At 40.7% G+C, this 26,323-nt stretch carries 19 protein-coding genes; 14 read left to right on the top strand and 5 right to left on the bottom strand.

The annotated features are described in order from the left end of the window. Positions 1-26: 26 nt before the first annotated feature. The 5 genes from ACQ96U_RS06310 (at position 27) to ACQ96U_RS06290 (ending at position 5,034) form a co-directional block, all read left to right on the top strand. The gene (locus ACQ96U_RS06310) at positions 27-1,190 is read left to right on the top strand and encodes a JmjC domain-containing protein (protein ID WP_431720396.1); all 1,164 of its coding nucleotides are present in this window, start codon (positions 27-29) and stop codon (positions 1,188-1,190) included. After that, positions 1,177-2,229: a hypothetical protein gene (locus tag ACQ96U_RS06305; RefSeq protein ID WP_431720395.1), complete on the top strand. Its 1,053-nt coding sequence runs from the start codon at positions 1,177-1,179 to the stop codon at positions 2,227-2,229. The genes ACQ96U_RS06310 and ACQ96U_RS06305 overlap by 14 nt, the downstream gene beginning before the upstream one ends. Further along, positions 2,226-3,047 (top strand): secretin N-terminal domain-containing protein, encoded by an 822-nt coding sequence (locus ACQ96U_RS06300; RefSeq protein WP_431720394.1) that lies wholly within the window; start codon positions 2,226-2,228, stop codon positions 3,045-3,047. Before ACQ96U_RS06305 ends, ACQ96U_RS06300 begins: the two co-directional genes overlap by 4 nt. A 132-nt stretch (positions 3,048-3,179) precedes the next feature. Beyond that, positions 3,180-3,785 (top strand): hypothetical protein, encoded by a 606-nt coding sequence (locus ACQ96U_RS06295; RefSeq protein ID WP_431720393.1) that lies wholly within the window; start codon positions 3,180-3,182, stop codon positions 3,783-3,785. 472 nt (positions 3,786-4,257) lie between these two features. Then, the gene (locus ACQ96U_RS06290; RefSeq protein WP_431720392.1) at positions 4,258-5,034 is read left to right on the top strand and encodes a PEP-CTERM sorting domain-containing protein; all 777 of its coding nucleotides are present in this window, start codon (positions 4,258-4,260) and stop codon (positions 5,032-5,034) included. Positions 5,035-5,237: 203 nt separating this feature from the next. Here the strand turns inward: ACQ96U_RS06290 and ACQ96U_RS06285 are convergent, their stop codons facing one another. Then, a complete protein-coding gene (locus tag ACQ96U_RS06285) occupies positions 5,238-6,008 on the bottom strand; it encodes a substrate-binding periplasmic protein (RefSeq protein ID WP_431720391.1) in 771 nt (256 codons plus the stop codon). A gap of 418 nt (positions 6,009-6,426) precedes the next feature. Here ACQ96U_RS06285 and ACQ96U_RS06280 point away from each other — a divergent pair, with 418 nt between their 5' ends. From ACQ96U_RS06280 to aceB, 6 genes are all read left to right on the top strand, one after another. Beyond that, positions 6,427-7,137: a GDSL-type esterase/lipase family protein gene (locus tag ACQ96U_RS06280; RefSeq protein ID WP_431720390.1), complete on the top strand. Its 711-nt coding sequence runs from the start codon at positions 6,427-6,429 to the stop codon at positions 7,135-7,137. A 149-nt stretch (positions 7,138-7,286) separates the two neighbouring features. Then, entirely contained in the window at positions 7,287-8,306 is a 1,020-nt protein-coding gene (locus ACQ96U_RS06275) for an acyltransferase family protein (RefSeq protein WP_431720389.1), read from the top strand. Between the two features lie 566 nt (positions 8,307-8,872). After that, positions 8,873-9,328 (top strand): hypothetical protein, encoded by a 456-nt coding sequence (locus ACQ96U_RS06270; RefSeq protein ID WP_431720388.1) that lies wholly within the window; start codon positions 8,873-8,875, stop codon positions 9,326-9,328. Positions 9,329-9,587: 259 nt separating this feature from the next. Next, on the top strand, positions 9,588-10,430 hold the full coding sequence (locus ACQ96U_RS06265; protein WP_431720387.1) for a putative Ig domain-containing protein: 843 nt from the start codon (positions 9,588-9,590) through the stop codon (positions 10,428-10,430). A gap of 12 nt (positions 10,431-10,442) precedes the next feature. Continuing rightward, the gene (locus ACQ96U_RS06260; protein WP_431720386.1) at positions 10,443-14,675 is read left to right on the top strand and encodes a family 16 glycoside hydrolase; all 4,233 of its coding nucleotides are present in this window, start codon (positions 10,443-10,445) and stop codon (positions 14,673-14,675) included. Positions 14,676-15,029: 354 nt separating this feature from the next. Beyond that, on the top strand, positions 15,030-16,634 hold the full coding sequence (gene aceB / locus ACQ96U_RS06255) for a malate synthase A (RefSeq protein WP_431720385.1): 1,605 nt from the start codon (positions 15,030-15,032) through the stop codon (positions 16,632-16,634). A 107-nt stretch (positions 16,635-16,741) separates the two neighbouring features. Here the strand turns inward: aceB and ACQ96U_RS06250 are convergent, their stop codons facing one another. Continuing rightward, the gene (locus ACQ96U_RS06250) at positions 16,742-17,671 is read right to left on the bottom strand and encodes a LysR family transcriptional regulator (RefSeq protein ID WP_431720384.1); all 930 of its coding nucleotides are present in this window, start codon (positions 17,669-17,671) and stop codon (positions 16,742-16,744) included. A gap of 115 nt (positions 17,672-17,786) precedes the next feature. On the opposite strand from ACQ96U_RS06250, the gene aceA reads away from it, so the two are divergent. From aceA to ACQ96U_RS06235, 3 genes are all read left to right on the top strand, one after another. Continuing rightward, positions 17,787-19,094: an isocitrate lyase gene (aceA, locus tag ACQ96U_RS06245; RefSeq protein WP_431720383.1), complete on the top strand. Its 1,308-nt coding sequence runs from the start codon at positions 17,787-17,789 to the stop codon at positions 19,092-19,094. A gap of 464 nt (positions 19,095-19,558) precedes the next feature. After that, on the top strand, positions 19,559-21,016 hold the full coding sequence (locus tag ACQ96U_RS06240) for a S8 family peptidase (protein ID WP_431720382.1): 1,458 nt from the start codon (positions 19,559-19,561) through the stop codon (positions 21,014-21,016). A 243-nt stretch (positions 21,017-21,259) separates the two neighbouring features. Next, positions 21,260-21,946 carry an outer membrane beta-barrel protein gene (locus ACQ96U_RS06235; RefSeq protein WP_431720381.1) on the top strand — a complete coding sequence of 229 codons (687 nt, stop codon included), beginning with the start codon at positions 21,260-21,262 and terminating at the stop codon, positions 21,944-21,946. 87 nt (positions 21,947-22,033) lie between these two features. Here the strand turns inward: ACQ96U_RS06235 and ACQ96U_RS06230 are convergent, their stop codons facing one another. The 3 genes from ACQ96U_RS06230 to ACQ96U_RS06220 all read right to left on the bottom strand — a co-directional run bounded on the left by ACQ96U_RS06230 (position 22,034) and on the right by ACQ96U_RS06220 (position 25,794). Next, positions 22,034-22,534 carry a GNAT family N-acetyltransferase gene (locus ACQ96U_RS06230; RefSeq protein WP_431720380.1) on the bottom strand — a complete coding sequence of 167 codons (501 nt, stop codon included), beginning with the start codon at positions 22,532-22,534 and terminating at the stop codon, positions 22,034-22,036. Positions 22,535-22,861: 327 nt separating this feature from the next. Further along, a complete protein-coding gene (pntB, locus tag ACQ96U_RS06225; RefSeq protein WP_431720604.1) occupies positions 22,862-24,244 on the bottom strand; it encodes a Re/Si-specific NAD(P)(+) transhydrogenase subunit beta in 1,383 nt (460 codons plus the stop codon). Positions 24,245-24,252: 8 nt separating this feature from the next. Then, on the bottom strand, positions 24,253-25,794 hold the full coding sequence (locus ACQ96U_RS06220; RefSeq protein ID WP_431720379.1) for a Re/Si-specific NAD(P)(+) transhydrogenase subunit alpha: 1,542 nt from the start codon (positions 25,792-25,794) through the stop codon (positions 24,253-24,255). Positions 25,795-26,323: the final 529 nt, after the last annotated feature.

The following is a 26,323-nucleotide window of genomic DNA, read 5'->3' as shown; positions in this document are numbered from 1 at the left end:
ACATTTAACGGGTAATCATTGCCAATATGAATACGTTACTAGGTAATATAAGCGCCGCAGAATTTCTACGTGAATACTGGCAACAGCGTCCCCTGTTAATACGGCAGGCTTTGCCTGCTTTTCAATCGCCCGTATCTCCTGAGGAGCTGGCTGGCCTGGCAATGGAAGATACAGTTGAAGCTCGACTCGTGGTCAATGACGATGAAGCAGAACCCTGGCAAGTTTGGCATGGCCCTTTTTCTGAAGAAGCTTTTTTGAACTTACCCATTGATAACTGGACTTTATTGGTTCAAGCCGTTGACCATTGGTTGCCTGAAATTGCGCAATTGCTGAGTCATTTTGATTTTATACCTGGTTGGCGACTAGACGATATTATGGTCAGCTATGCTCGACCAGGAGGTGGTGTAGGACCGCACTATGACCAATATGATGTATTTTTGCTGCAAGCCCGTGGGCGGAGGAAGTGGCAGGTAGGTCAACGTTGTACCGCTCAAACACCGCTGATGGCACATAATGACTTGAAAATATTGGCAGAGTTTCATGTCAGTGATGAGTGGGTTTTAGAGCCAGGAGATATGCTCTATTTACCTCCTGGTCTGGCTCATAACGGTATTGGTATGGATGACTGTATGACATTCTCTGTGGGTTTTCGAGCACCTTCAGCCGCAGAGGTGATTACGCATTTTAGTGATTATATTGCGGATAACTTATCTGAAGACATGCGTTATGCCGATCCTGCCTTGGTACTATCAGAGCATCCCGGAGAAATTACACTGAGTGCGGTTGGACGTTTAAAAACGTTGCTTAATCAGCTAGATGATGAACAAAAGCTGGTTGAGTGGTTTGGCCGTTTTATGACTGAATCCAAATATAACATGACGCCAGAATTACCCACGATTAAGCCAACCGACTGTGATGAATTGGCGGGTCGATTAAAACAAGGCTATTCGCTGGCCGTCGTGCCAGGTGCTCGCCTTGCTTACAGTGCGTTGAATAATTGTTGGCAGGTATATGCTGATGGTCAGGTTTTGCAAGCGAGTGAACAGGTTTCTCCTATTTTAACTCGGCTGGAGCGTAGACAGCCGATTTATCAGACCGATGTCGCTGAAGGTGGCGTTGATACGTTGTTATTACTCACCCAGCTAGTGGCATTAGGTACACTGGCCTGGAAGTGGAATGATGAAGGCTGATATTACCAGGGCCTCTGAAACGCAGCTGTTGTCTTTTCTAACTCACGCTATACAAGCTGAGGACAAGGAGGGTCAGCAGGAATTGCTTCTTTGCCCTCTTCAGTCAACACAGCGTGCTGATTATAGTTGGTTTTTGATGGGGGATGCTACATCACCTCAAGGCTTAGGGTGGTTTCACCCTGAGCAAGCTACTATTGGAATTTATCTGCATTCCACTAACAATAGTACTACGACATTTAACGACTTACTTGATTATCTTATTGCTTACACGCGGGCTGCAGGTGTTACTTTACTTAAGGCATGTACTTTACCGCACTGGCTAAGTTACTTCGAAGCTCAAGGGTTTAGTCAAGTGGCTTCTGAGATGTCGGTAAAGGATGCCGCTGATTCTACAAATATTTTCCTGGTGTTAGATTTAGCCGCGCCTATTCCGTTTACAGCCATTCCTGAAAAACAAGGTGTTGAGGTTATTCACGCCAGGTCTCGGCAGGATTATGAGCCTCGTGCTAGTAAGCCAGCTGCTGAAGCGGTGTCCACTTGCCGACTTATTCTAGGTGAAAGCAGTAAACTGCAAGTTTGGCATAAGCAGGCTGATATCTTGTCGGCGTTGCTTAGCATGGTGGCACAGGCTGATGAAATAGTGTTGATCTATTCTCCTCTGCTACAGAATGAGCTTTTTGGGGATGAGCGTTTTGTTCGAGAATTCTCTACGTTTGCCAGGCGAAACCCCATAAGCCATGCACGTATTTTAATTGATGATTGTCGGACGCTCGTCAAGTATTCTCATCCCCTACTTACCCTCCAAAAACGGATTCCCAGCCTGATAGAGATTCAGCAATCAAATCCACAATATCCTGTGGAGAGTTATGGCTATGTTTTGGTTGATCGTGTGGGTTGGTTAGAGTTATCAGAGGCTGACTTACTGATCGCTAAAGGATCATTTGCCGACCCTGGCAATGTGAAGATGCGTCAGGAGGGTTTTCAGCGTGCTTGGGATAAAGGTATGCAACCAGCAGACTTAAGGAATATCGCATTATGATTAGCTTAAGATCCGTTAGCTATTGTTTGGTCTTACTGCTGTTAAGCAGCAGTTTATCGTTAGCGGCTGCGTTGCAAACGTATACTATCGATATGAGACACCGACTGGCAGATGAGTTAGTTCCCATATTGCAACCTCTGGTTGCACCTGGTGGTGCCGTCACGGCATACAATAATGTCTTGATTATTAAAACTACTGCAAAAAATTTCCAACAGTTACAGCAAACGGTAAAAAAGCTAGATACCCCAATACGCCAACTTTTAATCAGTGTTAGCACTGACTCAAGTGTGATATACGCTGAGCGTGGCATAGATGCTGATATTGATGTGCGAGTCGGTGATGTGACTATTCGAACAGGTGATCGACACTCTCCTCACGATCAAGTGGTTATTCATCATGGTACTCAGCGTAGAAAGGATCAGGGGGTGCAACAGGTCAGTGCTATTGAAGGTCAGGCCGCGTTTATCCAGGTTGGCCAAGAGGTACCTGTTCATGAACGCACACAGTGGCCTGGTCATATTGAACAACGCTCATCCTATAAAAAAGTGAATCAAGGCTTTTATGCGACGGTGAGATTATCTGGTACTGATTTGGCCACAATTCAGTTAGAGGCGCAGAATAATCGTTTGGCTCGTAATAACTCAGGCAATATTGACATCAATTCAACCAGTACTGTTGTTCAAGCACCCATTGGACAATGGGTTGCTGTTGGGGGCGTTAATACTCAGGCCAGCCAACAAAACTCTGATATAAATAAACGAGTGTATCGTACGCGTAATCAACAAGCTCAGTTTTATATTAAGGTTGATTTGCAATAATGCTTTCTTAAGAAAACCTCTTGATAACCTTTGATGTGTGATTTAACCCTGTTGGTGCCCTTCCTTGTAAGTTAAGACAAATGAACTAGCCTTGTATTGCCATTTACCATTCGGCAAGGAAGGACATCTATTATGGGATTTTACACACTCATTGATGCGCATGAGGTAAACGCTACCTTTGTGAGCACTAGCGATCAGCAAAAAGAAGGTCAGTTGATTTTACATGCTAGTGGTGTTGTTCAAGAATATGCCACTACACCTGAGTTTTCTCGTGATGAGCAGTGGACAGGTGGACTCAAGTTTTGTTTGGGGGCGTGGATTGGCCCATTGGGCGCGGGAAAACAAAACTACCGAACGGAACGTTCTTTTTCCAATCTGGCTCCACCAAAGGAAGTGGTAATTGCAATGGCATCTGGAGACAAAACCATTCCTGTAGAATATATTCCAGAAAAGAAAAGTCATGCATTTTTGGCGGCGCTGCAAACAGCCAGCCCTCGTAAATCAAATGAGCATGCTGCACATATGACGGCTTCGGGCAGTTCATTACACTTGGATTTTAATGAGGCTTATCAAACAGCATTAAATACCCTTATTGCTAAATTACCGGAGGCGAGTTTATTGACCCGTTATGAGTTAACCATTGATAAGCAAGTTATGTCCTATGTTGGCTTAGTCAAAGGTGCTCCAACGTATGAGTTAGTTGTTACCCTTTCCCTTTCCTATCTAAATAAGCGCTAATTAAGTAGTAATGGGCAGTACGACATTATTGCCCATTGCTTTTGCATTAAAAGCGCTGCCTGCTGATTAAGTGTGAGCAATAAAAACAATTATTTCCTACAAAGTAATTGTCATCTCTTTTTTACACTTCATATCTGGTTTGCTTGTAGATAACTATTTGCAATTTGATTGTGTTTTTATATATCTAATTTTACAAATAAAAAAAGCTATAAAAATCATTGTATTACGATGAATGGTTTATTCGTCTATGTATCATGTCTCTAAGGTGGTGAGATTCACTTCAAATTGATATTTTTTACAGTCTGATTAAATTAATAGGTTATTTTTGGGTAACTTATTGTTATAAATATAAAAAATATTTTTGGCATCAATGTTGCTGAATAGTGGCTGCGTTTTTACATGCGTTTATTCAATAAGCATGAAGTTTGGATTAGTAGTATGCACGACGGCGTGCATTTTATGGAGAGTTATAATGAATAAATTAGCCGCATTATTTGGAACTGCAGTTGTTGCTCTTTCTTCTCAAGTAATGGCTTCGCCACTCGACGCAACGAATATCACTGTTTTTGATGGACAAGGTTCTGGAACTGGCTGGTACGGTTCACAAGAAGATAACGAAGTTGAACGTTATAACGACAAAGGTCAAAAGTGGGACTTGGAAGGCTTTTTCCAAAAAGGTAACAATGTAAGCCTTGTGAGTGGTTTTAACCTGAAAAATGGTGAAAAACAAGGTAGTCATCGCTGGACTTCTGGTGATATTTTTATTGATATCAATAATGATGTAACCCGTGGAAGCAACTCTTGGTCAAATGGTAATAAAACCGTTAAGAACACTTACGGTTTTGACTACGTATTAGATGTTAACTGGTCTAACTTAACTTATGATATCGTTAAATTAGACGCGGACTCTTATACTAAAACTGCCTACTTTAGAAACAATCAAAAAGCTAGCCCATGGGCATATGATCATGGTGGTGATGTCATCGGTAGTGGTGCATTTTCTCTAAGTTCATTGACAGATGCTGAGTCAGGCTTCAGCGGTGGAACTCACTACTATGCTGATGGTTTTGATCTGAGCTTTTTGGGTGAAAATGCAGACTTTAACTTACACTTCACTATGCAGTGTGGTAACGACGACCTTCGTGGTAAAGGTAAAACCCCTTCTACTCCAGTTCCAGTTCCTTCTGTAGCGGCTTTAATGGGCATTGGCTTATTGGCTTTAGGACGTGCTCGTCGTCGTAAAAAGTAAATAATGTGTAGTAGCCTATTAATTATGTAGGTTATACGATAAAAAGCCTTGCAATGATGCAAGGCTTTTTTTTAGAGATCAGTCATTGATATCGTTTTCAAATCACTTTACTGAATATGTTTCATTTTAATGGTAAAAAATTTATTAGGCGCGTATTTAACTTTATACTTTTCACTAAATTTTAATGAGTAAACTTGTCCTTTTTACAAGTACTCGCTTAAGATGTCATTGTATAAAGTATCAGTAACCTGCCCTTTTGCTTTCTTTACTTCATCAATTCCTTTTTGCAGTTGGTTAATAAGCTCATCAGACGTCTTTTTACTAAAGGCATAATATAGCTCTGCTTCTTTAAGTGTGTAAACAACACTGAAATCACCACTTTGTAAGCCATTTTTTTTGATAAACCAACGTGCGACATTTTCTTCGTAAGCCCATAAATTTACCCGGCCAGTGTTGAGTTTTTTTACTAACGAATCGGCATTGGACGATGGTTTGATGGCAGAGTCTGGCACGCCAAGCGCTTTTACTAATTGCTCACCTACATCATCACGAATAGTGCCTACGGTATACTTAGCAATTTCTTCAGGTGTATTGATTTTAATGCCACTATCGTTTTTAGCGAGTAATACTATTTTGGTTTTGGCGATAGGACCTGCCCACTTGAAGAGGGGGTCTCTTTCTTTAGTGCGTGTTGTTGAGAATAAGACATGATTTGGCTCTTCAAGGGTTGCTCGATAGCCTCTAGCCCAAGGATACACCTTTATTTGGTTCCGTTTTAATGGTGAGCCTGCTTTGTTTGACGCGGCAACAAGTAAGTCTACAGCGATGCCTTTTAATAAGCCTGAAGCTTCAAAATTATAAGGTGGGTATGATTCAGTAATAAACATTAGTTTATTCAGTTCATTAGCATAAGAGAGTGAGCTTAAGAATAGAGAGAATGCTAAAGCAGTAATGGTACCTTTAAGATAGAACATAACGTGTTTCTCCAGGGCTGTATTTGTATATACCTTGGGTGATTTAGCAAAAACATCAAAATGGCAGGAGTTGCTACCCGTTCCCTCTTATATCCCCTGTCACTGAAGGTTCTTTATGAGAAGTGTAGTTTAGTTTGAGCTTTTGCTTGGGCAAAATAATGATGAAAAGTCAAATTAAATATAAAATCCAGTCGGCGAACGTATATAAATTTGAGTGCTAATTTTTTAAACTGTTAAGTACGTCTTCTCCAAGGATGTATAAAAACAGTAATTTATACCCACAGCGAAGAGTATGTATCTACGCGTAGAGATAAATAACAGGTCATTAGGATAAACGTGGTTGCTTGTGGGGCTGTCAGGTGGATAGTCGTGAGCAAACCTTTCTAGAGCGTTTTTTTATACAGTATTGAGTGTTGAAATGATAAGAAATATTTTACTGGTGCTGGTTTTGCTATTAGTTGGGTTTGGGTATGGCATTACTACCATGAAGTATCATTTTTTCCCCTATGACCTATTAAAAAAAGTACAGCATTGGATTGATGTTGATAACAGTGTTTCATTCAATGACAGTCAACATATATATCATAAACGCAGAGTGTCTTTTTTTAAGTGGCATGGGGGATCTGCAAAAAATATTATGTTGGGTGATTCCATAACAGATGATGCTGAGTGGCAAGAGCTTTTTCCTGACTACTCCATTAACAACAGAGGAATTGCAGGTGATACAACGGCGGATACGGTGAGCCGACTTTCTTTACTTTCTAACGATGCTGAAGTTGTTTTTGTTCTGCTGGGTACTAACGATATTATGCAGGGTTTAAAGCTAGATAGTATATTAAAGAATTACCATCAAATAATCGATGAACTATTAAATAAAAAAGTTACTCCTATTATACAATCCACCCTGCTTTTGGGTGAACAGTTTAAACATTTGAATAACCAGGTAGAAATGTTAAATCACTCCTTACAGAGAATAGCGAACGAAAAAAACATTACATATATTGACCTTAATAGCGTGCTAACTGCAGATGGTGTTCTTCAGGCTCAATATTCGATAGATGGGATCCATCTAAATGGTGAAGGGTATGCTTTATGGAAAAAACAAATCATTGAATTTATGCAGCAGTAACATTTTACTTGAAATTTATTCTTCACAAGTCTTTTTAGTGGGAGTTTCTCTTAGAGGTTATCCTTGTTGGATCAATAGTGGTAACCCTCCTGCTACAAACTACTGAATAGTGGATATATTACATTATTGGTAAATACTGAGGTACTCTCTTGTCTAGCCGTCTTGACGAACTTGATGTATTTAGAGGATTAGCGGCATTTTTTGTTGTGCTGTTTCATTTGACGACCCGATTTGATGAGCTTTATGGACACTCATTAGCCTTTAGTTTCGAAATTGGTAAATATGGTGTGCAATGGTTTTTCTTGATTAGTGGATTTGTCATTTTTTTAACATTGAATAGAACTAAAAGTGCCTTAGGCTTTATAACTGCACGTTTTTCTCGATTATTTCCAGTCTATTGGCTGGCTGTTATACTGACAACAAGTGTTGTTAATTTAGTAGGTTTACCTGGAAAGGACTTCTCACTGACAACCGCAAGCCTAAATCTGACAATGGTGCCAGCTTTTTTCGAGGTGTCTGCAGTTGACGGTGTTTATTGGACACTAGAGTATGAGTTGATATTTTATTGTTTAATGCTTGTTGTGTGGCTAATGAGAGGTTTGCAAAAAATTGAATTTATTTGTATGGGTTGGTTAACACTTCAAGCAAGCTGGTTGTTGAGTGAATATTATACAGGCTATTTCCCTTGGAAAATAAGACTGATTTTTATGTTAGATTATGCCCATTTGTTTATGGCGGGTATCTTGTTTTATCGACTTAAAGCAAGCGTTAAGGGTGACCGCTATAATTTAATACGGCATAGCTTAATCATGCTTTGTTTTGGAATGCAGTGCTGGATTGATAATGAGTTAGTATCTTGGGGTGTTGTACTAGGTTTATTTTTGTCATTTTACTTATTTGTTTATCATAAATTAAGCGTGATTTGCTTAAAGCCTTTAATATATTTGGGAACTATTTCTTATTCTCTTTATTTATTTCACCATAATATTGGCTTTAGTTTATTACATAAACTTTACTTAGCTGGTATGCCTTCTTATGAGGCTATACCTCTAGTGATGTTGTGTTGTTTATTTATTGCATCATTGGCAACACGTTATGTAGAAAAGCCCGCTTTGCGGTTTCTTAGAAGTCAGTTTACCCCACATAATCACCCCGCGAAGGCTGTTTAAGCCTTCGTTCTAATACAATTTACATTGAAGCCTACCATTGATTGTATTAGAGTTGCACGTTAACCAAGCCTATACTGAAAGTATTGTATAAGTTCAAACCAAGGAAGGTTTAACGAAAAATATGTGTCTAAAATAAATATATACTGAGAAGACACTTATACTCCTAAATGATAAGTTTAAGTGGTGTATATTAATACTTGCAGTTATACCCTTCACGAATCATTTTTAGGCTTTGTTGTCAGCGCTCTTCACCCCAGTCACTTATTAATATAAGCTCCTGGGGATTCATCGCTTGACGGCCGCACCTAAAAAACCCTTCGTATTGGGTATTATATTCCAGGGACGTCAATGGATTTAAGAATAAAAGATGCTTGGCATGGAGACTTAATAGTGTCTACATTAAGAGCATTTTCACTCTACATGTTGTTACGTTAGGGTAAGCGTTATGTATTGTGCGTACAATAATGGTTTATGAAGGATATATTACTATAAGGTAACATAAAACCATTTCCCTTTCATATTATGCCCATGGATAATGGGTATAGAGTATCACTAGGATACTGACAATGCATTGGTTAAAAGACTGGCTTAGTTCAAAAGAACAACCCGAGCATGAACGTAATGAACAGCAGCATTATAAGGATTTACGAGAACAAAATAATAAAACACTGGTAAATTATTTGTATCATAAGGTAATCATTCCTCAACTATATGACTTCAAAAATAAGCTAGTGTTACGTGCAGAAATAAAAGTGGTTGATATTCGTTGTTATCAACATTGCTGTGAGTTACATATTATCCAAAAACTGGACCAAACTAGACATTTTGTACTTTCTTTGACGACTGATATGGTAGATAACCTAATTATTGTTAACGCTACAGTGAATGAATTGCCTTTACCTGATTGGAATAACAGGCAACTTTTCATGATGTCTGTCCAGTCGAGTGATATTGAGCTGTTATTAACTGAGTTTTCTAATAGTTTAAATTACGAAAATGATTTTCAAAAAAATGATGATTAATCATCTAGTGTCTAATTAATATTTTTGTCATTTTTTGCTGTTTTAGCTTTAATAAATCTGTAATTGTTGTCGTGTTGTTTTACATTCGTAACGGGATAAAACGTATTCAATGTTGATATAAGTTTGCTAGTCCTTGATTACACATAAGTTAATTATTCTGTTTAGTTAAAAGGCATTATGTTTGCTTACCTTCTTGTAAGAAAATCTACGTCAAAAAAAATTAAGACGTAAGTTATTACTCTTCAGGATTGAAACAATAATGCCATTAGCATTAAAAAACACGCTTACGTACTGTAAAAGAGTGATGAGCAATCAGTTTTATTTTGTGTATATGGGCAAAATATGTTTATTGCTTTACAGCAGTTGCTTTATACAAGGACTCATAGCTTCAACCCATTGGCAGAAGATTGTTGATGCTTCACAAATAACGTCTACAGCATTTGAATCTGTATCACTTCCCTTAGCCTACCAGCAAAAAAGTCTTATCAGCTTGAAAAAAGGTGCTACTTACACGTTTGCAATTTATTTACCTCAAACAGGACGATATGTTGTATTTGGTTGGTGGCCTCGAGTTGATCAAATCACCCAGGCGGCAACGTATCGTATTGTCGATGATCTTCAAGGCGTAGAGTTTGTTACGCGTTCTCAACAGCATTTATCAGGTCAATGGGTCAAACTTGGAGAGTATTATTGGAATGCTGGAACCCACTCCATTGTATTGAGTAATCACGGACAAGGTGTCCTGGCTGTAGATGCTGTGCGTGTAGTTTTACTGCCTGAGAAAAAAGTCAGACTTGCGTGGCGAACGGATAAATTACCCCTGGCAAAAGCTAATGCCCCCTACCAATTTCAATTTGCTGTTGATGATTCGTATGGGGAAGTCAGTTATCAGCTGTTGTCTCAACTACCGCAAGGACTATCCCTAAGTTTTTCGGGCTTACTGTCAGGAACACCAGTGCAAGCAGGTCACTGGTCTATCACTATCAGAGTTCTAGATAGTACGGGTCAGCAGTTGGAGAAAACGTGGTCGCTGTATGTTTTTTCCGATACGCATGCTTTTTACTTTCCGTCCACTTTTTATTCCTATAAAGACGAACATTAAATGGCCATGTTGATGATGGACGTTATGATTTTGGCAGCAAAAAAGTTGGCTAAAGGTCTATTTTTTTGTGTATTAATTTTATGCAATAGCAATGCTGCAGTAAGTGATGAAACACCGCCAGATTTATCTAACCTTTTAGCGGAGATATCGATTATGCCTGAAGGCAGTTGGCTTCAGGTGAGCCGTAACCGCTTTGATGATGTGTGGGCTCCTGCTGGTTTACGCCCACTCGTTGGACCATCAAACCCTCAGCCCGATCGTATTATTGCTGCCTGGAGTTCATTTGCTTGGGATAGTCGACGTGGTGATTTAGTGCTCTATGGAGGGGGACATGCTAATTACAGTGGAAATGAAGTATATCGCTGGCGAGGTACAACGCAAAAGTGGGAAAGAGCTTCGTTACCCAGTGAAATTATCCAAGATGACTTTGGCAACTGGCGAGCTATTGATGGTGTTAATGCGGCGCCAAGCTCAGCTCATACCTATGATAATACCCTTTACTTACCCTTTCATGATCGTGTACTGACGTTTGGTGGTGCTGCTTACAACAATGGCGGTATGTTTATTCGTCAGGTTGATAGCACAACAACACGCCCTACAGGCCCTTATCTTTGGGATCCTAACAAAGCAGATAAGGATAAGGTGGGTGGGTCGACAGGTTCACATGTACAGCGTACTGGCGCTCATCCAGAAATTGTGGGTGGGAGCATGTGGCAAAATCGTGATATCCATACTCACCTTATGGGGTTGGCACCGCTTCCCAAAAGCCATGTAGAAGGTACGACAGCACTGCGAAGTAGTGAAGGCAAAGATGTGGTGTTGGTGAATGCACGGCCTGGTGGAACACATGAATATCTGTATCAATATACGGTTAATGATATTAGTGACCCTGCTGAAGACACCTGGGAGCTTGTGGGAAAGTTTTGGAATGGAGTAAATAATCAGGGGGCTGGTTTGTTTGATCCTGTGTTGAACCTTTATGTGCGCAGTGGTCGGAAGGTCATCGGGTTCTGGAATTTATCCACACCAGGCTCTGATAATAAAGATCAGCTATTTTACCCTCAGTCCATTGGTGATGAGTTTAAAGTTTCCCGAGATATGGGGATGGATTATGATGCAAACCGCCACCAGTACTTACTGTGGAGTGGCTTTAATGAGGTCTGGGCTATTATTCCACCTACGACTGCGAGTACCGAAGGTTGGCGCGCTATTAAGCAACCACTCTGGGGTGGAGATGCGCCTAACCTTGGGCCTGGCACAGGCATTTTAGGCCGTTGGAAGTACATCAAACAATTGGATGTGTTTATTGGTTTACAGGATATCTATAGAGGTCAGATTTGGGTCTATAAGCCCATAGGCTGGGAGTCGCCAACATTAACCGAGCGGACATTAGCGCCACAGATAGCACCAGTTGCGGGCACTTATACCACTCCTCAAACGGTTACACTGACTGCAACTGAAACAGGTTCAGCGTTACTTTATACCTTGGATGGCGGTGATCCAACACAGAATGGTATACCGTATGAAGGGCCTATTTCATTAACCTCATCTGCCACAGTAAAAGCAGCCGCTGTCGTTGCTGATAAACGACCCAGTCGTGTCATGGCTGCTGAATATCACTTCAATGTATCCCCGGTTATCTCATCACTAACGGTTTCATCAACGCATATCACGGATGGATCATTTGCGCAGTTAAATGTTATTGCCAGTGACCCTGATAATCAGCCGCAGCCTCTTCAATATCAGTGGGATATTATTGTTGGTCAGGGCACTATCGAGCAGGTGTCTACAACCGAGATTCGTTATTACCCTGCTGATACAAATACGACAGAACTACATTTACTTCAGGTTTCTGTGACAGATGGTGAGCAGTCAGCTGTTGAGACCGTTTATCTTACGGTAGCTGATGCGGGAGAACATCCATTATTATTTTATACCGCATTCACTGAAGGTGAAGATGGTTTACCACCACCTGATTGGCTGGTAGTGGATGAAGGTGATATTCAGGCACCTTCATCCTGGGTCAAAATGGGGCAGCAGTTGATTCAACAAAGTAATATTTATGCTAACCCCATTGTTGCCAGTGACTTGGCTAAACGGGGTACCGTGCTTTATTACCCAGACAGCATCAACTGGCAAGACTATCAGCTAACAACGACGTTTTATTCAGAGGATGATGATGCCGTTGGTGTGGTTTTTCGTTTGCAAGATATCACCCATTACTACCGGTTTACCTGGAATAAAGCACTAGGCTATCGACGATTAGAGCGCCGTGATGGGGAAGTATTTTCTGTGCTTGCAGAAGATACAGTGCCCTACGAGAAGAATCGGTTATATCAACTGATGATAAAAGCTCAGGGTAATAGTATCGAGGTATTCATAGACCAAAATTTGGTGTTTAACGTTAATGATAGTGTTTTTCCTCAGGGAGGCTTTGGTTTTTATAGCTGGGCAAATGAAGGTTATCACATTCACTCGCTAGAAGTACTGGACATCAATAGCAGTGAAGAACCTGTTGTAGCACCTGTTATTGATAGTTTAACGGCTACACCAACATCTGTTTTTGCAACTGAGCCTGCATTATTAAAGGTCGTGGCTAGTGACAGTGATACACCCGAAACAAGTTTGGTTTATTCGTGGCAAGTGTTGTCTGGCAACGGCATCTTGTCTACCGCAAATCAGCATACGACTAATTACACACCCAGTGCTGTCGATGATACTGAAGTCCATACATTACAAGTTACTGTCAGTGATGGTCTTCAATCGACTACCGAAACCCTAACGATTACGGTATTACCTACACGCTTAACGATTGATCTTGATGAGTCATTTAGTTCTGGGTTAAGTCAAGACTGGTTTATAGCCACAACAGGAACTTTACAAGGGCCTGCAGACTGGGCTGTGGTTGATGGGGTATTACGTCAGTCCAGTAATGTATATGCTCTGCCCTCCTCTGCTGCAGCAACCATTAAGCCCGGAACGATATTGTTTTACCAGTCAGGTTATAGTTGGCAGGACTATTTATTAAGGCTCAAAGTCAAGTCTGATGATGATGATGTCATGGGGGTGCTATTTCGTGTTCAAGATGAACATCACTATTATCGGTTTAGTTGGTCAAAAGTGTTTGCTTTTCGTCGACTTGAAAAGATTGTAGGTAACGATGTTATCGTGTTAGCCGAAGATCACGTGCCTTTTAGTCTTGGCCAGTGGTACTCACTTGATATTGATTTACAAGGGAATACCATTGAAGTTTTTGTTGATGATAATTTAATACTTTCAGCCAGTGATGATACATATGCTCAAGGTTCTATTGGGTTATATGCTTGGGCTAATCAAGGCACATGGTTTGATGATATTAAAATACAACGAAAGTCCCCGTTAGATAAACCTCCAGTAATATCTTCAATAGAAAATTTACCAGCCTATCTGCCATCAGGTAGTACTTTACCGTTATCAATAGTGGCGAGTGACCCTGAAAACAAACCTCTCTCCTGGCATTGGTCCGTCACTGGGCCTGCAACCTTGATGGGTGAGTTTACTTCAACCCCCATCTTATCTGCTCAGACTGTTATTGAGCCAACAACATTGACCATCACCACCATCGTGTCTGATGGTAAGTGGTGGAGCAAAGATATACAACAGATAACGTTAATGCCTTCGCTAGAACCCACTTTATTAATACCCGCTAACTATGAGACGCAACGTTTAACCAGCGATTGGTGGTCTGTGAGTGAAGGAACCCTATTAGCACCCGCAAAATGGCAATCGAGTGCAGGTATTTTATACGACAACTCAAATATTTATAGTTTACCGATTGATTTTGCGGATTTACGTAAAGCTGGTAGCGTTATTTATTATCCTGCAGGAAAACGCTGGGATAACTATGAAATACATCTGCAGCTAAGGTCTGTAGATGATGATGCACTGGGTGTTGTATTTCGAATGCAAGACCCGCAGCACTACTATCGTTTTGAATGGAATAAAGCTGGAAACTATCGGCGATTGGTTCGTCGCATGGGTGAGACCTATACACTGCTTGCGGAGACCCATGAACCTTATATTCTAGGGCGTTGGTATAACGTAACGGTTAAAGCAAATAATCACCAGATTGAAATTTTATTGGATGATACCTTAGCTTTTCAGGTCACAGACTCGGTTTTAAGTCATGGGACTATCGGTTTTTATACTTGGGCTAATTATGGTAGCCAGTTTAAAAATGTGACTGTCTATCCGGTTATTGAGTAAAGCTTTATATTGTTTGTATTACGTATACAGCGTTCAACGAGTCTATTTGTTTAAAATAACTGTATAAAAGATCACGTCTATTCGTTATTTATCTTATTTATAATCACTATTCTAAAAAGAGTGATTCATGTGAATTGACATTCTCTCGGGAGAACAACAGTATTATACCGATGATAGTACTTTGATTATTCTCCTATTTAACCTGTTGAGCAGGAATAAACTGATGGAAAATAATTATTTAAGTAAGGATCGTTTTAGATAAGACACTAAGCATTTAAATAAAATAAATGAACTGGTAGTCAGTTGTCTTACAGAATAAATGTAAAAGTAATTACACAAATAATGAGGTTTAAAATGACTGAGCCAACCCAAATTGGAGAAATGACATTCCTGGGTAAACTATCTCCTGCCTATCAGGAAATACTGACCCCTGAGGCAGTCACCTTTCTTACTGAGTTGGTCAGAGAGTTTCAGCCTCGATTAGAGCAGCTACTGGCTGAACGGGTAAAGCGTCAAGCCGCGTTTGATGAGGGACAGTTACCAGGTTTTTTGCCTGAAACCAAAGAGATACGTGAAAATGACTGGAAGGTGTCTCCAGTTCCCCAAGATTTACAGGATCGTCGTATTGAGATAACGGGGCCTGTTGATCGAAAAATGATAATTAATGCGTTAAATGCCAACGTAAAAGTATTTATGGCAGACTTTGAGGATTCTCAATCACCCACATGGAAAGGTGTTATTGAAGGGCAAATAAACTTACGTGATGCGAATTTGCGGACAATAGAATACGCTCATCCAACCTCGGGAAAAAAATATACCCTAAAGGATGATCCAGCTTTATTGATTGCCAGAGTACGAGGCTTGCACTTATTAGAAAAACATGTGCAACATCAGCAGCAAAGTATTCCTGCCAGCCTCTTTGATTTTGCACTGTATTTTTTCCATAACTGGCAAGTAAGAAAACAGCAAGAAACCGGTGTTTACTACTACATTCCCAAGTTACAAAGTCATCATGAAGCAGCATGGTGGTCTGATGTATTTAAGTACACAGAAAGCCGTTTTCAGCTTCCAGAAGGTACCATTCGAGTTACAGCCTTGATTGAAACCTTACCTGCCGTATTTGAAATGAATGAAATTTTATTTGCATTACGTGAGCATATTGTTGGCCTGAACTGTGGACGTTGGGATTATATTTTCAGTTATATTAAAACATTGCGTAATCATGCTGATCGCGTTTTGCCTGATCGACAAAAAGTGACGATGGATCAACCTTTTTTAAGTGCTTACTCTCGGTTGCTTATTAAGACATGTCATCGTCGTGGTGCACTTGCTATGGGTGGAATGGCGGCATTAATCCCAGCGAAAAATGAAATGGCCAATGCGCGGGTGTTACAAAAAGTGCGAGAGGATAAAGAGCTTGAAGCGCGTAATGGTCATGATGGTACATGGATTGCCCATCCTGGTTTAGCGGATACGGCATTGGATGTATTTAACCAATTTATACCAGAAGATAAACCAAACCAGCTCCATGTGCTGCGCGATGACGACCCTGAAATAACTGAGAGTGATTTGCTTGCTCCTTGTCCTGGCGAGTGTTCTGAAAGAGGTATGCGAAATAATATCCGTGTAGCTATCCAGTATATTGAGGCCTGGATTAATGGCAATGGGTGTGTGCCAATTTATGGTTTAATGGAAGATGCAGCCACCGCAGAAATTGCTAGAACTTCAATCTGGCAATGGATTCGGCATGGTCGGAAATTGGATTCAGGAAAGGCCGTGACTGTGGCACTATTTCGTGAAATGTTACAAGAAGAGTCATTAGTTGTACGACAAGAGGTGGGTGAAGTTCGCTGGGAAACCGGAAAATTTGAACTGGCGATGAATATCCTTGATGAAATTACAACGTCTGAAACATTGGTTGATTTTCTGACATTACCTGCTTATAACCACTTAAATTAAAATACCTAACAGAGGTTTGACGGAGCAAGCCTCTGTTTGTAATTGCTTTTTTTATCTTAGCTGATATAGATAGGTTTATTGTGCAGTTAATGGGTAAAAGACTTATTTTATTTAGCCACTTCGCCGACCAGTCGTCTTAACCACTGATGGCCAGGGTTATGTTGTAATAACGGACTCCAAGCCATTTTTAATTCAAAGTCTGCAATCGCAAAGGGTGGCTTGCGAATAACAAGATGAGGGTTATTTTGGGCTAGCAGTGCCGCACGTGTTGGTAATGTTGCAATAAGGTCTGGCTGTTGAGCAAGCAGCATTGCTACTTGGTAATGGCGAGTAAAAACACTAATACGACGCTTTTTTTCTAATTTGGCTAATGCTTCATCAACCCACCCTAAACGTTGTACATCTTGTGGGGTCATGCCAACGCCAACGCCCATACCTGTTTTACTTACCCAAATATGTTGGGCCTGCAGGTAAGTATCCAAGTTAAAGTCTTCTAAAATAGGGTTATTTGCGCTGATCAAACATGAAAAACTATCTTGCCAGATGGTGGTTTGATGAAAAGACTGAGGCATCTCGTCAAAGCGGTTTATGGCCATATCCACACGGCCTTGCTCTACATCTAAAAAACTGACGTCACTTGGCGTTAATATGTCTAAGGTGACATGAGGAGCGAGCTGTCTTAACTGTGTTAATAAAGGAGGAATCAGGGTTGATTCAGCATAGTCACTGGCCATGATACGGAATACACGGTCACTGCTATAGGCATCAAAATCTTTTTGGGGTTGTAGCGCTTTTTCTATGTTAGACAAAACATCTCTAATCATAGGCTGTAATGATAATGCTCTTTCTGTTGCCGTCATTCCCTCACTGGTTCTGACTAAGATTGGATCATCAAAAAGTTCTCGTAAACGGCGTAAGCCATTGCTCATGGCGGGTTGTGTAATCCCTAAGTGGCTTGCGGCTTTAGTGACATTTTTTTCACGTAATAAGACATCTAAATACACCAATAAATTAAGATCTACCCGTGAAATATTCATTTTGTTGATACCGAGAATAAAAACTATAAATTTCCTAAATCATGGCATAATTTCTAGACTTTGTCGTGCCTTGTTCGTAATTCATAATAAATACAGCTAACCACAGGAGCCAACGATGGCTATTTATAACCGTAATGAAGAAATCGCTCGTATTGAAAAGGATTGGGCAGAAAATCCTCGCTGGAAGCATGTCAAACGTACTTATACGGCAAGTGATGTTGTTCGTTTACGTGGCTCAATTCATGTTGCTAATACACTGGCAGAACAGGGTGCCACCAAACTTTGGTCATTGATTAATGGTGGAGTAAGTAAAGGATATGTTAACTGCTTGGGTGCCTTAACAGGAGGTCAAGCTGTTCAGCAGGTGAAGGCGGGTATAAAAGCTATTTATTTATCTGGATGGCAAGTTGCAGCTGATAACAATAGCTCTATGAGCATGTATCCTGATCAATCGTTATATCCAGTCAATTCTGTACCTGCTGTGGTTAAGCGGATTAATAATTCATTTCGTCGCGCTGATCAAATTCAATGGCAACGCGGTGTCAAACCTTCTGATGAGCACTATATTGATTATTTTGCACCGATCGTGGCTGACGCAGAAGCGGGTTTTGGTGGCGTATTGAATGCCTATGAACTCATGATTGCAATGATCGAAGCTGGGGCGGCAGGTGTACACTTTGAAGATCAACTTGCATCAGTAAAAAAATGCGGTCATATGGGCGGTAAAGTACTCGTACCAACCCAAGAAGCTGTTCAGAAGTTAATTTCTGCTCGTTTAGCAGCAGATGTCATGGGGACCAGTACTATTGTGTTGGCACGAACAGATGCCAATGCGGCTGATTTAATAACCTCGGATATTGATGAATACGACGCCCCCTTTATTACAGGTGAGCGTACTGCTGAAGGTTTTTACCAAACACGAGCAGGTATTGAACAGGCTATCGCACGTGGTTTAGCTTATGCTCCTTATGCTGACTTATTATGGTGTGAAACCGCAAAACCTGATCTTGATGAAGCCAGAAAATTTGCTGAAGCTATTCATCGTGAATACCCAGGTCAACTTTTGGCATATAACTGCTCTCCTAGTTTTAATTGGAAGAAAAATCTTGATGATGCCACTATTGCCAAGTTTCAGCGTGAATTGAGCGCAATGGGTTATAAATTTCAATTTATCACCCTGGCGGGTATTCATGCTATGTGGAATAGCATGTTTGATTTAGCCTATGATTATGCACGTAATGACATGTCAGCGTACGTTAAGTTACAGGAAAAAGAGTTTCAAGATGCCGAGCGTGGTTATACCTTTGTGGCACACCAACAAGAAGTCGGTACAGGTTATTTTGATGATGTCACTAATGTGATCCAAGGAGGTTCATCTTCTGTTACTGCATTAAAGGGCTCTACAGAAGAAGATCAGTTTTGATGGTTCAGCTAGTAGCGATTGTAGTAATTACTTTATCTACAATGTATGATATTTAATAAGCAAAGTTCGTGTTACCATTATCCGTATATTTTAAGGATCACACCTGTGGTCCTTTTTTTATTTATTAGGTATTGTGGGAAATATATAAAATGAATATTTTTCATTATTAAAGTTAAATATTACTTTGTTAAATGTACACTTCGTTATGGGTATACACGGCGAATAAAGACTGTTAACGTTGCACGCCAGACTTAAAAGTCTGGTGTTTTATGAATTAATATTGCTCTAAGACAAGTTTCATTTTTTTTAGTCATCTAAGATTAACCCATGTTTATGTTTTTAGATTAAAAATACACTTATCTAGCGTACAAAGAGTGTGTTGTGAGTTATCTATTTTTTATAGTTTATCATATCGGCAGACGGATCCTGTCGTATAAGTAGACTTCCAAACCGGAGGGATTTCAATGAACGTTAAGCAATATATGGTCTCAACCGTAGTAGTGTCTGCCCTCACCTTTACCCAAGGTACATTGCTTTATGCTGGCAATACAACAGAAGCTACTCCTCTGCCTGCGAATAGCACAGCACCCGTTGAGATCGCACAAACAACTAACCGGTTAATCATGCGTTTTAACAAAGCGCACATATCGCTCCCTGTAAAAGAGGTTTTAGCACAATTAAGCAGCAGAATTTCAGTACAGATGACGTATGTTCGTACCATGGGAACTGGAGATATTGTTTTTAAACTGCCATCTTTTCAAAATACACAACAAATTCAACAATTAGTTGAACAGTTAGAGCAGCAGCCAGAGGTTGAATATGTAGAACCTGACTGGATGATGCAACCTAAAGTACCTATGTCAATTACACCTGCAGACCCACTCTTTAATCAACAATGGAGTCTACTGTCAGATCAATATTTTGGTAGTATCAATGTGCAACAAGCTTGGCAACAGAATCAAGGACAAGGTGTAGTCGTTGCAGTTTTAGACAGTGGTTATCTTCCTCATCAAGATTTAAAAGAAAACCTATTATCAGGATATGACATGGTCAGTGATCCTGTTATGGCAAATGATGGTGACGGTCGTGACAATAATCCACTTGACCCTGGTGATGCACATTTAGCCGGTGAGTGTAGCCAATTTGCTACTCAACCCATCGAACAAGACAGTTTAAGTAGTTGGCATGGAACACAAATTGCCGGAGTGATTGCTGCCGCTGCGAATAATATTGGGATCAGTGGCATTGCTCATCAGTCAAAAATTTTACCAGTACGAACAGTAGGCAAATGTGGTGGTTATACCTCAGATTTAGTTGATGGCATTCGCTGGGCTGCAGGGCTAACAGTAGTTAATGTCCCTTTGAATAAGCATCCTGCTCAGATTATCACCATCTCCAGCAGTGAACCTGGAAAGTGTAAAGCTTCACTTCAGCAGGCAGTTGATGAAGCCAATCAGAAAGGTACTACCATCATTGTTGCCGCAGGTAATAATGGTGATCAAGCTAATCTCTATAGTCCTGGGAACTGCCAAAATGTCATTGCAGTGACCGCCAGTGACTTGGATGGCAAGCTCACCGCCTACAGTAATCGTGGAGATGGCGTAACCGTTGCGGCGCCAGGTGGTGTTAAAGAGCCTTTGCATGCAGGTATTTTATCAACCTCAAATACTGGGTATCGAACAGCGGCGAGTGATAGCTACCAATATGCGGCAGGAACAGGACTTGCTGCAGCGCATGTTGCAGGTGTTGCAGCTATTCTCTATAGCTTACAACCTGCAATTACACCTGCAGAAATAAAACAGTTAATTACCAGTACGGCTCAAAAGCAACAAAAATGCAGTGAGTGTGGACATGGTGTTATTGATGCAGGTGCAGCTGTCAATAAAGCTATGAAATATAAATACCGCTTTTTTTCTTATTGATATATTTTGCTAAAGCTATTAATAGTTTTTAAATAAATAATACTAATTTTAACTACTATGTAATCTTTTTTATTAATATATCGAATAACTTTGTTGCACCTTTGTTTATAGTTAAAACAAAGGTGCTTTATATTTGTGGTTAATACGTATTCAACCGTTTATCTGTTCTCAATGAAAATGGATTGCAGATCATAAAAAACCTGTTCTGTAGTACTAATTTAAGTTGTAATAAAAGGTTGAATAATGAAAAAAACTGCTTTGGTTATCGCCATTTCTTCAGTGGTTTCCACGCCACTTTTTGCACAAGATAGCATTAACCCGTATGCCGATGAGAAGACTGGTTTTTATCTAGGGTTAGGTGCTGGTGCGGCTAGTTATGATAATGCATATGAAGCTGAAAAAGATTACTATGATGGTTTTGGTTTGATTAGTGGTAGCTATAAGTCGTTAAGTACAACAAAAAGAGATGGTGTAGTTAAATTATTTTCAGGTTATAGATTAAATAAGTATTTAGCATTGGAAGCTAGCTATACGAAATTTGCTGATACAGAATCAGAGTTTAACACTACACACTCTCCTTCGGGATTAAGACTGTCTCGAGAAGTAGAAAATGAGATTAGTGGTTATGGGATGAAAGCTATTGGTATTTATCCTATTACCAATGATGTTGAGCTAAATGCAAGTTTTGGCTTAATGAAATGGAAAATCAAAGAAGATCGTAAAGTCAGTGGTATATATGCTCATCAGTCAAGTGAAACAGCTAAAGGCACCAGTAAAGTGTTTGGCTTAGGTGCAAGTTATAACCTGACTAATAATGTGGCTTTTGGTATCGATTGGGAACGTATTAACGATTTAGGTGATAAGGATAAATTACAATTCGGCGAAACTGACGTAGATACCTTTACACTGTCTGCTAAGTATACTTTCTAAACTGCTTCAATTTTATATATGCTTTGCTGCCAAAGGATGGTGGCAGCAACTGACTACTAAAAATATTCTTGAGAGCATTAACACTCTTTATAAAAAAAGCACCATATGTTTTGCGTCATATGACTTATTTCCTAAGCGGAGTGCATCTCGCTCAAAAGCAAATGTCTCAAAGCCATATTTTTTATAGAGTTTAATGGCTGGGCTGTTTTCTGAAATGACAACAAGCTGCAGCTGAGTTAAATCTCTAAACAGTTTTGCTTCGTCGATAATCTTTTCAAGTAGATGCTTGCCGAGACCATTTTTTTGAAAGGATTTATCAATATAAAATCCCCAAATCATACCTTTATGTGATCGTTTTAAATGGTCTTGCCGGCTAACACCAGCAGTACCTACTAGCTGGCTTTTATTAAATATGCCGACAACAAAAGAGTGGTCACTTTGAGTAATTTTGTCTGCAAAATAGCTAAGGGGTTGAGTTTGTTCAAAGTCAAAGCTTTGAGCAAATGATTCTGGGCACGACTGCAAGGCAACAAGTCGAATTTTTTTATACTGCACAGCATCACTGCTATTCAAGACCCTAATATCCATATTACTTCTCCACGGGGGTTGCCCTTCTCTATTGGCATACCTAGATTGTTTGTTTGATGGTGGTGGTTTTAAGTTTACTTGATAAAATAAAATACGCTACTTGTTGTATTAGAAAAGTCCGGTATTTTAGACTAAAGGCGGGTGTATTAACACTGAACTGTTTACCGCAAGGATGTGGCAACCAAGCTTCCAAGGATAGATTTACAGTGTGTTCAGTGTTAATACACCTGCCTTTTCTTTGTATCTTTTATTTTCAAATATAAAAAAAGCCGAAGTCTTAGACTTCGGCTTTTTCTGAAGAATACCCTATTAATTAAGGGTAACTTTTTAAAGTGCTTTCAAAATGGCCTCAACACTCTCTTTCGCATCGCCAAATAACATTCGTGTATTCTGCTTGAAGAAGAGAGGGTTCTGCACACCCGCATAACCAGTAGCCATGGAGCGCTTAAACACGATTACCTGATGTGCATTCCACACCTCTAACACAGGCATGCCCGCGATTGGGCTTGCAGGGTCTTCAGCGGCTGATGGGTTAACCGTATCATTTGCACCAATGACCAATACGGTATCTGTTTCTGGAAAGTCTTCATTAATTTCGTCCATTTCCAAAACGATATCGTAAGGCACTTTAGCTTCGGCTAACAAGACATTCATATGGCCTGGTAACCGTCCTGCAACAGGGTGAATACCAAACCGGACATTAACACCTCGTTCACGCAGCTTTTGAGTGATTTCATACACAGGATATTGTGCTTGAGCAACAGCCATACCATAACCAGGGGTGATAATGACAGAAGTAGAATCTTTGAGCATTTCAGCCACTTCTTCGGCTGATGTTGCAACATACTCCCCCTGCTCTTCACCCTCACCTAATACGGTGCCACTTTCAGTGCCAAAGCCACCAGCAATTACACTGATAAATGAGCGGTTCATCCCCTTACACATGATATAAGAAAGGATGGCACCTGAAGAGCCAACCAAAGCACCTGTGACAATAAGCAAGTCATTAGCCAGCATGAAGCCTGCTGCAGCAGCAGCCCATCCTGAATAAGAGTTCAGCATGGATACGACGACTGGCATATCTGCACCACCAATAGAGGCCACTAAATGCCAGCCAAAAGCCAGTGCAATAATGGTCATAAGTACTAGTGGGAAGGTAGCACTATCATTGTTGATGAAGTTAAGCATGAGCAAGAAGGATACAACGACGGCAGCAAGATTAAGCTTGTGCTTATGAGGTAATGACAAAGGACGTCCACTCATTATGCCGCGTAACTTAGCAAACGCTACGATTGATCCAGTAAAGGTCACTGCACCAATAAAGACTCCAAGGAAAATTTCACTTAAGTGAATGGTTAACATGGCACCTTCCATAGGAGGGTGATCCAAGTAACTGTTGTAACCAACCAGTACCGCCGCCAAACCAACAAAGCTGTGCAGCATGGCGACCAACTCAGGCATTTCAGTCATTTGTACTTTTTTGGCCAAGTTTAAGCCAATCACCGCACCAATGACCATAGTGACGATAATAGTCCCCATGCCAGATACTTCAGGGTTACCAATGGTGGCCAGTAAGGCAATGGCCATACCAACCATACCATAGATGTTTCCTTGCTTGGCTGTTTCCTGCTTACTCAGGCCCGCTAAGCTGAAGATAAATAAAATGGCAGCAACAATATACGCTGCACTGATAAAACCTTGTGACATGATTGGGCCCCTTACTTACGAAACATTTTCAGCATGCGCTGTGTGACAAAAAATCCACCCGATATATTAATGGTGGCTATGAGCACGGCAATGGCAGAGAAAAACCAAACCAGCCCACTATCACTGGAGACTTGAAGTAATGCCCCGACAATGATGATGCCACTAATGGCATTCGTTACGCTCATAAGGGGAGTGTGTAATGCATGAGTAACATTCCAGATCACGTGATAGCCAACAATACAGGCCAACACAAACACCGTGAAATGGGATAAGAAGGCAGCAGGCGCTGCACTGGCTATCCAACCAAATACCAAAGCGCCAATGGCAAGCGCAATATGTTTACGCTTTGAAGACTTGGGTTCTGACGCTTTTTCTACTGGTGTAACAGGTGCCTGTACTTTGGCTTGAGGCTGAGCACTGACTTTAACTGGAGGTGGTGGCCAAGAGATATTGCCCTCTTTAATAACGGTGACAGAGCGAATAACCTGATCATCAAAGTTAATCGAAATATTGCCATCCTGATGGGGACAAAGCAGCTTAGTCAGGTTTACCAGGTTGGTGCTGTAAAGCTGTGAAGACTGATTAGGTAAACGGCCTGGTAGGTCTGTATAGCCAATAATGCGTACATCATTGTCGGTAGTGACCAGTTGATCAGCCTGAGTTAACTCACAGTTACCCCCTGTTGCGGCAGCCAAGTCAACAATCACACTGCCTGGCTTCATTAATTTAACCATGTCGGCGGTAATCAGTTTTGGGGCTGGTCTACCAGGAATCAGTGCTGTGGTAATAATAATGTCCACTTCTGCCGCTTGCTGGCTAAAGAGTTCCATTTCCGCCTTAATAAAGGCTTCACTCATTTCTTTCGCGTAGCCATCAGTTGAAGAGCCATCTTCCTCAACATGAAGCTCAAGGAACTCGCCCCCCATACTTTCAACTTGCTCTTTAACCTCTGGACGCGTATCAAATGCGCGAACAATGGCCCCTAGGCTGCTTGCGGTACCCACGGCCGCCAGCCCAGCAACACCCGCACCAATGACTAACACTTTGGCGGCGGGTACTTTACCTGCGGCAGTAATCTGGCCAGTAAAAAAGCGGCCAAATTGGTGAGATGCTTCGATGACTGCACGATAGCCGGCAATATTAGCCATTGAACTCAAAGCATCGAGTGCTTGTGCTCTGGAAATACGAGGGACTGCATCCATTGCTAATACGTTAATGCCCTTCGCAGATAATTTTTCCAACAGTGCTTCGTTTTGTGCAGGCCAAATAAAACTGACCAGGGTTTGCCCTTCTTTAAGATAACTAATTTCATCTTCAGGGGTTTCTTGAGGCGCATTGACTTTGAAAATAATATCAGCCTGCCAAGCTTCTTTTTGGCTGACAATGTTTGCGCCAGCGTCTTCATAAGCGCTGTCCGTAAAGCTGGCCAACTTACCTGCACCTTCAGCCACGCAGACTGTAAAGCCAAGTTTAATTAACTGCTGAACGGTTTTGGGGGTAGCGGCTACCCGTGTTTCGTTGGCAAATATTTCTTTGGGAATTCCGATAAGCATGGTCTATTCAATTATCTCATTAACCGGTTAATTTACCTCTGTCCGCCAACGCATTGCGATAGCGACACGCATTAGGTCAAAAAATCAACCACTATCAACGGCTGATGTGACTGTCGTTCGATACGTACGGCATGTTAGCCTATGGCATTATTTGTCTTGGGTATACATACACTGCTTATTGTACCTGTCTCGCTTAGTTATTACTCAGTATTAGATAAATACTGAGTTGTGCACATTCCCGATAAGCAATGGCATTTAGGCGACACAGTTTGTCAATTTACAGCACGGTAGACTTGAATAGTAAAATAACGGCTCATGTCGTTAGTATGACAATGATGCCAAAAAACAAAATTTATGACTATTATAAACTGCCAGTTGGTTACACCTATTTACAAATTTAGTTACTGCTGCCGTGGTAGTGTGCCGAATAACCTTGTTGAAACACAGTATTTATTTTGACCTCTACTGATATAGCATGAAATGTTTGGTAGATTTTGATGTAAATCATCATTGGTAACAATTAAAGGCT

Origin of the sequence: Zooshikella sp. RANM57 (assembly GCF_050749885.1) — a bacterium.
Taxonomy (GTDB): domain Bacteria; phylum Pseudomonadota; class Gammaproteobacteria; order Pseudomonadales; family Zooshikellaceae; genus Zooshikella.
The sequence above is the reverse complement of the archived record's forward strand: the minus strand, read 5'-3'. Positions and strand labels throughout refer to the sequence as shown.